Annotated in this window: 11 protein-coding genes; 4 read left to right on the top strand and 7 right to left on the bottom strand. The window is 64.9% G+C overall.

The features are described 5' to 3' along the window. Positions 1–2: 2 nt before the first annotated feature. The 7 genes from ADK67_RS00045 to ADK67_RS50375 all read right to left on the bottom strand — a co-directional run bounded on the left by ADK67_RS00045 (position 3) and on the right by ADK67_RS50375 (position 5,525). The gene (locus ADK67_RS00045) at positions 3–866 is read right to left on the bottom strand and encodes a GGDEF domain-containing protein (RefSeq protein WP_063797459.1); all 864 of its coding nucleotides are present in this window, start codon (positions 864–866) and stop codon (positions 3–5) included. Positions 867–1,046: 180 nt separating this feature from the next. Further along, positions 1,047–1,502 (bottom strand): hypothetical protein, encoded by a 456-nt coding sequence (locus ADK67_RS00040; RefSeq protein ID WP_053714249.1) that lies wholly within the window; start codon positions 1,500–1,502, stop codon positions 1,047–1,049. Next, complete coding sequence (gene dusB / locus ADK67_RS00035; protein WP_053714248.1) at positions 1,495–2,643, bottom strand: tRNA dihydrouridine synthase DusB; 1,149 nt, start codon at positions 2,641–2,643, stop codon at positions 1,495–1,497. The genes ADK67_RS00040 and dusB overlap by 8 nt, the downstream gene beginning before the upstream one ends. Positions 2,644–2,686: 43 nt before the next feature. Then, complete coding sequence (locus ADK67_RS00030; RefSeq protein ID WP_053714247.1) at positions 2,687–3,301, bottom strand: DUF4937 domain-containing protein; 615 nt, start codon at positions 3,299–3,301, stop codon at positions 2,687–2,689. A gap of 124 nt (positions 3,302–3,425) precedes the next feature. Continuing rightward, positions 3,426–3,896 (bottom strand): hypothetical protein, encoded by a 471-nt coding sequence (locus tag ADK67_RS00025; protein ID WP_053714246.1) that lies wholly within the window; start codon positions 3,894–3,896, stop codon positions 3,426–3,428. 222 nt (positions 3,897–4,118) lie between these two features. After that, positions 4,119–5,012, bottom strand: a complete 894-nt coding sequence (locus tag ADK67_RS00020; protein WP_157619822.1) for a hypothetical protein — start codon at positions 5,010–5,012, stop codon at positions 4,119–4,121. Positions 5,013–5,255: 243 nt separating this feature from the next. Beyond that, on the bottom strand, positions 5,256–5,525 hold the full coding sequence (locus ADK67_RS50375; protein ID WP_157619821.1) for a hypothetical protein: 270 nt from the start codon (positions 5,523–5,525) through the stop codon (positions 5,256–5,258). Between the two features lie 1,068 nt (positions 5,526–6,593). Here ADK67_RS50375 and ADK67_RS00010 point away from each other — a divergent pair. The 4 genes from ADK67_RS00010 to ADK67_RS00005 form a co-directional block, all read left to right on the top strand. Then, the gene (locus ADK67_RS00010; protein WP_157619820.1) at positions 6,594–7,214 is read left to right on the top strand and encodes a hypothetical protein; all 621 of its coding nucleotides are present in this window, start codon (positions 6,594–6,596) and stop codon (positions 7,212–7,214) included. A gap of 330 nt (positions 7,215–7,544) precedes the next feature. Continuing rightward, on the top strand, positions 7,545–9,227 hold the full coding sequence (locus ADK67_RS50370; protein ID WP_157619819.1) for a hypothetical protein: 1,683 nt from the start codon (positions 7,545–7,547) through the stop codon (positions 9,225–9,227). Next, positions 9,220–10,095: a hypothetical protein gene (locus ADK67_RS50365; protein WP_157619818.1), complete on the top strand. Its 876-nt coding sequence runs from the start codon at positions 9,220–9,222 to the stop codon at positions 10,093–10,095. Before ADK67_RS50370 ends, ADK67_RS50365 begins: the two co-directional genes overlap by 8 nt. 1,295 nt (positions 10,096–11,390) lie before the next feature. Next, positions 11,391–12,839, top strand: a 1,449-nt coding sequence (locus ADK67_RS00005; protein ID WP_157619817.1) for a tetratricopeptide repeat protein, incomplete at its 3' end; no start/stop codon positions are given.

Here is a 12,839-nt window from a genome sequence, read left to right as displayed (position 1 = left end):
TGTCAGTAACCGGCGACCCGGGATTCGGCTATACCTCGTCGCCCGGAAGCGGCACCCGCCAGGAGGACGCGGCCGTTCTCGCGGTAGGCGACGGCGTTCCGTCCTGACTGCTTGGCGGTGTAGAGCAGGCTGTCCGCGCGCAGGAGTTGCTGCTCCGGGGCGACCGGCGGACGGGTCGGCGCCCCGGCGGGCGGCGGCTCATAGGCCAATCCAATGCTGACGGTCACTCGCAACCCGGGCGCGAGGGAAGCCCAAGCGTGACGCTCGACACGCAACCGGGCCGACTCGGCGATCTCCACGGCGGGCGTCGGCTCGACGTCGGGCAGCACGAGGACGAACTCCTCGCCGCCGTAGCGGGCGCAGAACCCGCCCTCCGGCAGCTCCTCCTGCAACAGCTCGACCACGCGCTGCAACACCCGGTCACCCAAGAGGTGCCCGAACGTGTCATTCACCTGCTTGAACCAGTCCAGGTCGATCAACGCGATGGCGAGGCCCGCCGCGGTGGAGCCGCGCTCGGCGACCATGTCGAGCAGCCGCTCGTCCAGGTATCTGCGGTTGTAGCTGTCGGTGAGGCTGTCGCGCAGGCTCTGCTCACGCGCCTCGGCGTGCTCGCGGCGCAGCCGGTCGACCTCGCGCCGCAGCTGCTCGGGCACCTGCGGCGGGTCGTCCTGGTCGGCGTAGACCAGGTCGAACGCGGACCGCAGGTGCTGGTAGGCCTGCCGCCACTGGCCGCGGGAGGCGAGCAGCGCGGCGATCGACTCGTGCAGCTGCACCAGTCCGGTGCCCTCGTGCTCGGACGTGGGCATGCCCCCTCCGGGCCGGCCGTCGCGGTCGGACTCCGCGACTTCGGGTCGCAGTGCGGTCATCGCGCTCACCTCCCTCCTTGCCAAGGTGTCGTCTGATCCGAGGCGACGCTTGAGCGGGCGGGACGCGTCATAGAGGGATTTCCCTCGACTGGTTGACCGTGCACTGCTCCGAACTAGTGACATTCGGTGATCGAAGTGCCGAAAAGCTTGCCGAGCGTGTTCAACGGGCTCGGCGTCACCTCAATTGACGCAAGGGGCGAAGCCGTAGGCCTTGCCGTTGAGCAGCACGACGTGCTGCGAGCCGATCTGGCTGCCGATCTCGGAGCCCTCCTGCACGACGGTCAGCGTGACCGCGACGACCAGCACCACACCGCGCGGGTGCTCGTCCTCGCCGGGCGGCGCCCACGCCGGGTCGAGGCGCAGCGTCGACATGGTCGGCTGCACCTTGATCGTGCCGGACGGCAGTTGGCAGTCCTCGTCGCGGAAGTCCGGGTGCTGGGTGTCCTTGAGCAGGTCGCGCTGCTCGGTCGTGCCCTGCCCGCCCGCCTCGTTGAGGTCGGCGAAGTAGCCGGACACCAGCTCGCGCTCCACGTCGGTGACCTGGAGCGGACGGGCGACACCGGTGATCGCCGAACCGCAGCCGGCCAGCAGGAGGGCACACGCCAGCGCCGTCGCGGCGCGCAGCACGTCAGCCACCCGAGTGCAGCTCGTCGGCCCCGACGGGCACGGTGGCGTCCTCGGGGTCGTCCAGCCAGCCCTCGGGCAGCACGACCTTGCCGGGCGAGCCCTGCCTGCCGCGCGGCTCGTCGGCGTTGTCCGGGAACTCCAGCGTCGGGTCGAGCCTGCCGACCAGGTCGTCCAGCTCGGCGAGGGTGGAGACCATGGCGAGGCTGCGCCGCAGCTCCGCGCCCACCGGGAAGCCCTTCAGGTACCAGGCCATGTGCTTGCGCAGGTCACGCAGGCCCTTGTCCTCGCCGAGGAAGTCCGCGAGCAGCACGCCGTGGCGGCGCAGGATCTCCGCGACCTGGCCGAGCCGCGGCCCCGGCGGGATCGGTTCGCCCCGGAACGCGGCCTGCAACTCGCCGAACAGCCAGGGCCGGCCGAGGCAGCCGCGCCCGACGACGACGCCGTCGCAACCGGTCCGGGCGACCATGTCCAGGGCGTCCCGCGCGCTGAAGATGTCGCCGTTGCCGAGCACGGGGACGCTGGTCACGGCCTCCTTCAGCCGGGCGATGGCGGACCAGTCGGCCTGGCCGGAGTAGCGCTGGGCCGCGGTGCGCGCGTGCAGGGCGACCGCTTGGGCGCCCTCGTCCTCGGCGATGCGGCCCGCGTCGAGGTAGGTGAGGTGGTCGTCGTCGATGCCGATGCGGAACTTGACCGTCACCGGCACGCCGGCGGGCTCGGCGGCGCGCACCGCGGCACGCACGATCTGCCGGAACAGCTGCCGCTTGTACGGCAGCGCGGCCCCGCCGCCCTTGCGGGTCACCTTGGGCACCGGGCAGCCGAAGTTCATGTCGATGTGGTCGGCCCGGTCCTCGTCGACGATGATCTTCGCGGCTTCGGACATCGACTTCGGGTCGACGCCGTAGAGCTGCATCGACCGGGGGCTCTCGCCCGCGCCGAACGTGATCATCTGCATCGTCTTGGCGTCGCGCTCGACGATCGCCCGAGCGGTGATCATCTCGCAGACGTACAGCGACGTGGGGCTGCCGAACTCGCGGCAGAGCTGCCGGAAGGCCACGTTGGTGATGCCCGCCATGGGTGCGAGCACGACGGCGGGATCGACCAGGTACCGGCCGATCTTCAGGGGCTGGGTGGCGTGCAAGGCGGTGGACATCGCCGTCCATTGTCACCCAGCGCTGGTAGTGGTGGGTGCCACATCACCGAACCGCCCGCACCCGCCACGCCGGCTCCAGCGGCAGCACGTGCCCGGTCATCCCGGTGACGTCGGCGTCCACGTCGGCGCGGGCCCGCAGCCGGGGCACCTCCCCGGCGTACCGGCGGTGGGTGTCCTCGTCGGGCCAGAACGTGGCGACGAGCACGCGGTCCGGGGCCAAGCGGGCGACGACACCACCGAGCACGCCCGCGGCGGCCATCGCCGGCGCCCACACGTGACGCTGCACGTCCTCGAAGTGCTCGTGCGCGCCCTCGGCGAGCCGGCAGTCCGCGACCCGCAGCACCTGCCCCTGCATCGCCTCGGCCACGGTCGCCGCCGTGCCGGGCAGGGTGAGGACGGTCTCCCCGAGCGCGACCTCGATCCCGTGGTAGCCGCTCGCGTCGGCCACCGCGTCGTGCCGATCGCGCAGGAACAGCCGGTGGCTGTCGGCGTCCGCCCAGAGGGCCAGCACGTGCGCGCGCCCGGACCGCCGGTCCCAGCCGCCGACCTGCCCGACCAGGCCGGGTTGGTCGGCGATGACCGTCCACCTCGCCTGGGCCGCGGCGAACGCGTCACGCGTCTCCGCCGGCACGTCACAGGTGATCCACTTCGCGAGCACCGGCGCCCCCCGTTCGTCGAGGCCCCGATCGTGCGACCTCGTCCGCGCTGGAGGTCAAGCCCCGCGAACCCGCTCGACCCCGCGCTGGTCCGCGCGGTCCTGCGCCACAAGTCCGGCGCGCGGGTCAGAACGGGACGGTGAGACAGCCGAGCCGGGCGCCGGCCGTGCCCGCCTGACCGGGTTCGGTGTGCGTGTGCTCCTCGTGCAGCACAATCGAGCCCGGGCGCCGTTCGTCGAACTGCCACTCGACCCGCGTCATCACCTCGCCGCGACCGTGCCCGTCGGTGGTGAAGTCGAGCCAGATCTCGTTGTGCGGGTTGGCGAACGCGGGATCCGTCGCACCGCCCTGGACGTGCTGGTAGTGCGGCCCGGCGTCGTCCGGCGCGAGTCCGCAGGGGTTCACGTGCGCGTGCGCGCCGTAGTCGCGGTCGGGCAGCAGGCCGCTGGTGCGCAGCAGCACGACCGTGCCGCCGTCCCGGGGCGCGGCCACGACCTCCGCCCGCGCTCCGGCGGGCACGGCCGGGTCGTAGCTGATCAGTTCTCCGGAGACGACCGTGAACGAGGCCGTGAGGGCGAGTGCCACAGCGAGGTGCATGGCACCTGCTTATCGCCCACCCACGACCACCGCCAGCGCGGTCACCCGTTCCGGTGGCGTTCGTGCCGACTTCCGCTTTCCGCCCAGCAGGTCCCGGCCCGGCCGCGCTGTTCGGAACCGCGGCGGACCCTCGATCCCGCGACCAATCAAGGGCCCGCCGCAGGGTGTGGCGCTGTTTACCGCCAGCCGTCCGGCTCATCCCCTGCGGGGTTCGTCAACCGATCATCTCCAATTCCACGCCAGGCCGACGAACTCGCGATCGATCTCGCGGAAGTCGCAGTGGTAGAACCCGTGACCATTGCACGAGAGCAGTTGTTCGTCGGTCGGGTCGCGCAGCGCGGCGGCGGCGTCGTTCGAGCGGATGTGCCAGATCCGCTGCGGGCCGGCGGAGGGCTCGAACTGCACCCGGTAGGCGGTGCGGTCCCGGAAGTGCGGGACGAATTCGCTCAGGTGCGGTTCCGCGGTCGAGTCGGATCGCACGTCGAAGCGGTGCACGACGTCGAAGAACGGTGTCTCGGCCTGCTTCACCGGTCGCGCCAACTCGACGACGACGTCGAGCGCTCCCTTCTCGCTCTCGGCGCTCCGCGCAATCGACCAGTCGCCACTCTTGGCGACCGTCAGCACCCCGCGCCGTTGATCCGCGGCGTAGTTGCCGCTGAACGCGAAGTACTTCACGGTGGGCGATGCGCAGCGGATGCGGGTCACGGTCGTCCAGTGCTTCAGCACGCCCCGCTCCCCGTAGGTGACGATGTGCTCGACGCTGTCTATCGAATAGCACCCCCGGATCTCGTCGATGGAGGCGTCCGCGGTCAACTCGGCCTCCGGCGCCCGGGTGAGCCGTTCCGTCTTTCTCGTGGCCGCTTTCCCGTCCAGTGCGGCGTCGCGAAGCCGGACCAATCCTGCCCGATTGGCCCCGATGGCGACGTAACCCTCGACGAGTTGCTCCGAGGCGACCACCTTCCCCGTTTCCGCTTGGGAAACCTGCGTGTCGCTGTAGAACTCTCCCGGAGTGTGGACCTTCGGTATCTGACTACCCGTTCTTCCCGCACGTTCGCGAACGCGCTTCAACTCCGCGCCGAGTTGAAGTGCGCGTCTATCTCTCGCTTCGTCCGCCATTCCTGATTGCCCCTTGTCAACGTGTGCAACCTTGCTCCGCCACCTTGCCCCTTGCTTCCCTGGTAGCAAGAAACCTTGGCGGTCTTGCCGCTGGCCAAGATCATGAGCGGTCGGTTACAAACCTTTCCGACAGACCGACCGCCCCCAGCAGCTCGTCAAAACGTCGTCAGAGTACGTCGGGGCATCTGCTTCGTCAGGCGGGATCCGTCGTTCTAACGGGTGATCTCTTTGGGGTTACTGCCATCAGGAAGGTATTGCCGAATGTCCTGGATCGAGCATTGGCGCCCGAGCCGAGTGGCCGTCTTCGTGCCGGTGGATCCCCTGATCGCGGACGAGTGCGCCGACGTGGGCCTTTGCCTCCGCTTGACGGCACTCGTCGGTTGCGCGGTCTTCGCCCTCGGTTTCCTGCTCGGGGCGCAGGTATCCGATCGGGTGGTCCGCGGACGTGAGCAGCGGATCAGGAAGGAGCGGCGTGCTCTGCACGAGATCCGCCGCTACCTGCTCGAGCGTCACGGCATCGAGCTACCGGCCTGGATCTCCGAGGTCGCCGACGAGGAGCACAGCGGCCGTCGCCTCACTGAGTGGTGGGCCGCCAGGGACTCGAACCCTGAACCCGAAGGTTGTGGATCTTGCGAGTCTGTCGCCGAACGGTGTCTTCCATCACCTACGGTCACCTGCACAGTTCGCAAGCGTAAATGTCCATTGCGGACGGACTAGTTCTGTTGCCTGTTGTCGTTTGTCGGGGGTAACCAAGGGCTTTGCTCTTGCTGGTCAGGCGTGTCGACGAGTTGCAAGCGCGGTCTAGCTCCCGTGTAGTGCCTTGCAGTGACCTTCGGCTACTGCTCACCAACTCTTGTCTTGATGGCCTCTTCACTCGTTGTGCCCGTGCGCGGGATGGTTGCACCTTTGATGAACGCGGCAAGGCTCACAAGAAAGTGATCAAGATCGTCTTTCCGCAGCCAGGCGCATACGTAGTCGTCGCTGATCCCTGCGAGGTGCTTGGCCGTCGACGCAGACGATGACTCGGACAGTCGTACCTGGAAGCCGATAACGAGGGCTTCGAGTCCTGGGGAGGAAGCTCTTCGGGATGCGGTCCTTGCGCTGGGGAAGGTCGAGTTCTACGCACACCTGCTTGCGATCCGGGCTGATACCGAGCAGTCCGGGCAAGCCGTGGCTCGCTGCCAGTTCAGCCGAGACGTTCTGTCGCGCCATGGCTCTCAGACTGCCAGAAGGCAGTTGACGGGTGTGGAGACCGGATGGGGGGATCAAGTGTCATCGTGTTGACCTTGATCACTGAGACTGTCAGGCGACCTGCCGACGCACAGCGGCAGGTCCTCCACGCTGTTCATGCCTGCAATCAACCATGGGTACCGCAAGGTAAACGCGAATCAAGCTCGCAAATGGCGAGTAAGTTGTCGGTGAAGTGTCACTCTTGGTCATCAATTACGGCCGCTAGAGTAACAAGCCCATGAGGTCATACGTCCTTTAGAGTGAATGGAGCTAACGCTCAGCAACGGCACCCGATGAAGCCGAAGCCATACCTGCAAACCGTCTCGGTTGCTGCTGAGGAGCCATACGCCCATGATCACCGCCCGACGCCGTCCTACCGCAGCCGCCGCCGGCGTCATCGCACTCGCCTTGGCTCTGTGTGCCTGCACCGGCCCGACCGCAGCCAATCCCGCCCCTGCGCCCACGCCGAGCAGCGGCAGCACTACGACCACTGTTGCGACCACGCCGAAGCAGGAACTGACGGCTCAGGGCTTCCTGCCGAAGAAGGTCGGTCAGGTCGGTGGCTTGGACTGCACCAACGACATCGAGTCCTGTGCCATCAAGTTCACGGTAGACAAGATCGAAGTTTCGCCGCAGTGTGACCAGTACGGCACCAAGGCAGCGTCCGGCCGGAAGACCCTCGTACTGCACGTGTCACTCACGACCGGCGCACTCAGCCCGGATGGAGAAGCCGCAGCACCGATGATCTTCAACCCGTACTCGCTCAAGGGCCTCGGAGCAGACGGCTTCGTTCACGACGCCCAACCGGGGATGTGCACGTCCTACGAGACGAGGCTCTCCAACACCATCCTCCCCAACTCCCGCTACACCGGCACGGTCGAGGTCGAAGTGCCGGAGTCCGTGTCTTCCATCGCGGCGGCCTACAGCACTGGTGGCCCGAACCGCGGCTGGGTCTGGGAGATCGGCGGCTGAGTCGGGTCGGTTGCAGTCGCATCACTACAGAGGCGGTGAGGATCAGCTCCGCCAACTCGCCTCCTCAGGGTCGGAAGGTTCTGAAGGTCGCCACGTCAGCACCTTTTATCGCACACGTCGACTTGCCGCTCTGCGCTTCGGACTACCCGTCGTTCACTGGATGTCCGCAGCCGCCCAAGCGCCGCTAGGCTTCCTATGCTTGAACTGACATAGCAACCCGTCCTGGTGGTAGCGGCACTAGAGCTGACCGGAGAGGCGCAGGATCATCGCAAAACATACCTAAGACTGGTATGTTCTGTCGACTGAGCTGACCCAGTCGCGAGGAACAACATGACAATGTTCGTGGGAGAAGATCAACTCTCGCTGTTTGAGGAGCGGGCGGAGAACCTCACTCAGGAAGAGTTCGAGGCTTGGACCGCCCCCACTCCTCACGATGAACAGATCCTCCGTCAGCTTCAAACGCAGGGACCGAAGTTGCTGTCCGGGCCACGAGGGTGCGGGAAGACGACGCTTCTTCTTCGAGCGGCAGCGGAGATTCGCAAACGCGGGTCAGCGCTTCCGGTCTACGTCAATTACGGACGTTCGATGTTTACGGAACCCGCATTTAATCAACGCTCCGACGCGGACGGGTTCTTTCAGGACTGGCTAGTCGCCAAAGTGATCGTTGCGGTTCATGACACTTTTGAAAAGCTGGGTGTCGAGGAGCCGGAACTCGACAGGCAAAGCGAAATCGCCCGGTTTTTTATCGACTCAGCAGAGCGTAATCCCCACGCGGCCCGCCCTGACCTACCAGGTCCTACAGCGCTAACCCATGCACTTGAGGCATGGGCTGAAAGAATCAATGCTAAGCGAGTGGTGCTACTTCTCGATGATGCTGCCCATGCGTTCGTCCCGGAACAGCAGCGGGTATTTTTTGAGTACCTTCGCAACCTTCGGACACCTGCAGTCACCTATAAAGCTGCAATCTATCCAGGCGTAACAGAATTCAGTCCAAACTTTCACGTAGGCCATGATGCGAAGCTCGTTCATGCATGGGTTCCAGTTGAAGGCTCAGAGTATCTCAGTTTTATGAGGTTGATCTACGAAAGAAGGCTGCCGCCCGAGATTAGGGACAAGATATCGTCCGGTGTGGTGTCACTCTTCGCTGCCGCTTCCTTTGGAGTGCCTAGAACGTTCTTTGCGCTAATTGAAACTTATCTTGAGAACTGGAATTCCCGCCCTGAGCGTTCTGCACAGGTGGCCAACAATACGATTGCTCAAAACGCCGATCAACTTCGTGATTTGCATCGCTCGCTCTCAAGAAAGTTGCCTCGCTATCGACATTACGTCGAAGCGGGCGAAGGGGTGCTAAACAAGCTTCTCGTTCTAATCAGAGAGCTAAACGAGACACGACATAGGGTTTCTCCTCACGCACAGGTTCTTGATATTGCCATCCGTCAGCCCATCGATGCGCGACTTGTAACAGTCCTGGGTCTCCTTGAGTATGCTGGCCTCGTTCGCAGTACGAACGAGGCCGTAAGTCATGGAACCGACCGCTACAGCAAGTACTCAATACATGGATGCCTGCTTACCGCTGCGGGTGCGCTGAGGTTCGGCCAAAACCCCACGCTCGAGCAGCGGGCAAGCGCCCTCGTGAAAAAATCTCGAACAGGGACCTACAAGCGAGTTGGCAGCGAGGGGATCTTCACTACCAAGCAGGCGGAGGAATGTCAGCTTGTCGTAGCAAACTGTGCAGCTTGCGGAACACCCCGAGTGATGGAGAACGCTCGATTCTGCAGTTTTTGCGGTGCCGAACTGGTTGATGCTAGTCGATTTGAAGAACTTATGGCTACGCCTATCGAAGAACTTGCTCTACCGAAGAAGAAGCTCCACGCACTTAATGCTCAGGGAATGCACAAGATCGAAGATCTAATCCGCGACCGTGGTCTAGCTGAGATCAGCAAGGCGCAGCGTGTCGGCCCAGTATGGGCAAGGCGAATCTACTCGCTTGCGGAGGAGTTCGTCAGTGTCTAGACATACAGCGATCGAGGCACTGAATCTGTGCGCGCAACCAGCGTCGATAACCGCCGATTGGTCGGTGTTCGTATCAAGCCTGAGCCGCACCTCCTCCGAGTCGCCGATAGACACCTTCTACGACGCACATCAGGGTTTGAATAAGCTGGCCTCCCTGGTGCAGAGTGGGCATGTTGACGTTGAACTTCAGAATCTCCTTGGTGGACAACTTCTTCTTGGCTACGTAAGTGCGACAGAACTCTATTTCCGCCAGATGATCTCACGGTGCGTCGCACTATGTCCAATAATCCGACAAGCAAATAATCAGCAAATGATTCCATTTGGAGCTCTTGACTACTACCACAAAGACTCCCTGGAAAGTGCCCTTACCGAGCGAGTTTCTTTCAGTGAGCCAGGTACGATCAAAAGCCAGCTCGATGGTCGACTGCAGGTTAAAGTGCCATCGAAATCCTCGCTTGAGCGATCGATTGAAGACTACGAGAAGTTGTGCCAACTCCGGCATTCCCTCATACATTCCCATGGTGTAATCAACTCCTCCAATGCGGCGAAGCTCGGGATTGGCACCACAAAGTCATTGGAAGCTAATATAGATCTACACTGCCTTCAGGTCGTTGCTTCCATTACCTTGAACCTTGTGCGCGACTCAAACAATGAGATTGTTCGAAGTATTGTTTGGAGTTGGATACAGGGTGGTTTGCTAACGGGGAACGGACGTAATGACAGGCCGCGCTTGAATCGTTTGGTGAGGCAGCTTGGAAGTTCGACAGATTTGACTTCCGGGCGTGCAGACGGCAATTTGAAAAGGCTTTCAGCCAGTGTCAAGGCTGCGGTTCTAGCGATTTCCACGAAAGCTGGCAAGAGGCGATGAAGCAGCCTTCCAACTTGCGCCGACCCTTGCTTGGCCTCAATGGCCTATTGCATTGCTCGTTGGCAAGCCTGTGGTCTGGTCGATGCCGTCAGGCATCGAGCTGTCCACGGGCGCGGCAGTCGAGCGCCATGCCCAGCCTAATCAGGCCGACCACACGGCGCTCGTCCCGAGCCCAGGAGCCGGTAGCAATCCCAACCTAGCGGCATGGAGTCGGAATTCTGCGGTTCCCTGCGGGGGCCGCTGGCCGTGGCCTCCGGCTGTTGTGGACAGGCTCCGGTGCCTCGTGTGTCGCGCCCGTGGGCCGCCAGGCCCACGTTGGCGTGACCAAGGACATCGCCGGAGCCTGCCCACAACAGCCTGAGAAGGCGCGAACGGCCAGCGGCCCCCGGAGGGGGCCGCCTTGAAGAAGAAAAGAAACTTTGAACACGCTGGCCAGCACCGTCTGGGCACAGTGCAGGTCGATATTGAGTTCGCAGCAGCCTGGAGTCATGGGCACCGATGGTTCGTGGCTGTCGAGTAGCGTCTGTGACGCGCTCTGCGGTATGAGAGTGCGTCGCCAGCCCTCGGCTAAGGCAGCGAACGTCTATGGCTAGTGGTCGGATCAAGCTTGAAGTTCCCTAATGCTGCGGTTCCATGCCGTTTCGCCAGGAAGACAATAAGGGCAGCGTAAGTGATTGATGCTCGGATCTGGTGTCACTGGGATGCAGTGAGTGCTGTGGGCGGGCGTGGTTCCGTAGCGGTTTGCGGGTGAGGTGCGATCATCGGCTATCGGTTCGGGGGTGTTTCCGCCTACGGAGAGGGATGGTCGTGACGATCAGTCGAAGTCGTGCCTGGTGGTTGGCGGGTGTCGCTGTGTTCGCTGGGGCGGTATGGGCGCTGTTGCGGTTCGGCGTGCCGGTTGTCCTGACCAATGAGAAGCACTCCGCTCGACCGGTGTTGGAGGCGTTGAGCTGGTTCGCCGGCATTGGCGGGCTCCTGGTGGCCGTGGCGGCGCTGGTGGTGGCGGTGCGTCAAAGACCGCAAGACCCATCCACCGCTGCGGGCGCATCCTCGTCCGCTCCGGGGGTGCCTCAGACGGCCACCGGTGGCGGAGTGGTGTTCAACGGGAACGTGATCGGAGGTCCTGGAGCTGGGTCGACCGCCGGGGTGCACATCGGTCAGGTGGGAGGGCCGCCGGACCCTTCATCGCCGGCGCGGCCGTAGGCCCGGCCACGTCGGCAACGGCATCGCAGGCCGCGGGGGCTGCCTCGGTCACCGGGAACGTTACCGGTGGTGCGGGGCCCACGATCGGTGCCATGCAGGGCGGCACCCTGGTGCAGGGTGACCTGATCGTCGGCGGATCGGCCGTGCCAGCCATGGAGTCGGTCCCCGCCGCACCGAAGCTGAGCCGGCTTCCCGCCGGATCGGAGCTCTTCGTCGGTCGGGCGGGGGAGCTGGAGCGTCTGGACCGGGTGGCGGCGGATTCGGGCCGGGCGGTGGTGGTCGCGGTGCACGGGTTGGGCGGAGTGGGCAAGAGCGCCCTAGCCGGTCGCTTCGCCCACCTGCATGCCGACCGCTTTACGCTGGTGTGGTGGATCACCGCGGATACCGTGTCCGCGCTCGACGCCGGCCTGGCCGACCTGGCGGGCACCTTGGCACCGCACGTGGCCGCTCTGCCGTCGGAGCAGCGCACCGACCTGGGTGTGCAATGGCTGGCAACCCACGAGGGATGGCTGCTGGTGCTGGACAACCTCACCGGTCCCGGTGACGCGGCGAGATTGTTGGAGCGGGTTCGGACCGGCACGGTGGTGATCACCTCACGTCAAGGTGGCGGTTGGCGCGGCGTGGAAGCGATCCAGCTCGACGTGCTCTCCCCTGCGGAAGCAGCGGAGCTGCTGACCCGTGTCGTGCGGGGAGAATGGCCCGAGGCGGACCTCGCCGACGCTGACCGGCTGTGCGAGGAGCTGGGATGGCTGCCGCTGGCGGTGGAACAGGTGGGCGCCTACCTCGCCCAAACCCGCATTACCCCCGTCGCCTACCTCGACCTGCTGGCACGGTTTCCGGCGCAGATGTTTACCGCCACCGCCGAGGGCGGCGACGCCCAACGCACCATGGCTCGGGTCTGGCACCTCACCCTCGACCGCCTCGCCGACACTCCCCTTGCCGGACACCTACTGCGCCAACTGGCGTGGTACGCCTCCGACGCGATTCCCCGCGCCCTGGTCGCCGCCGGCGTCAACGCGCCGGAGCCCGACGTAGTCCAGGCGCTGGGCAGGCTGGCGGCCTACAGCATGATTACCCTCGACGCGGACACGATTAGCGTGCACCGACTGGTCCAGGCCGTCACCCGCATCGACGACCTCTCCGACCCCTACCGCCGCCCCGACGACATCGCCCACGCCCGCGACACCACCACCGCCATCCTGGTCCGTACCCTTACCGAGGTCGATCCGGGGCTCCCGGCGGCCTGGCCCGTCTTCCGGACGCTGCTGCCCCACGCTCGCGCACTGCTGGAACACACCCACCCCGACACCGATACCGCCCTGCTCTGCGCCCTCGCCGACCACCTCGGTCGCTACCTCGAAAACCAGGGCGATCCTGCCACTGCCATCACCCTGCACACCCGCGCCGCACAAGGCCACGAACGCCTCCACAGCCCCGACCATCCGAACACGCTGGCCTCCCGTAACAACCTCGCCGGCGCCTACGAGACGGCGGGTGATCTGGGGCGTGCGATCCCGTTGTATGAGGCGAGTCTGGTTGAC

Origin of the sequence: Saccharothrix sp. NRRL B-16348 (genome assembly GCF_001280085.1) — a bacterium.
Lineage (GTDB): Bacteria > Actinomycetota > Actinomycetes > Mycobacteriales > Pseudonocardiaceae > Actinosynnema.
This window is presented reverse-complemented; position numbering and strand designations above follow the sequence as displayed.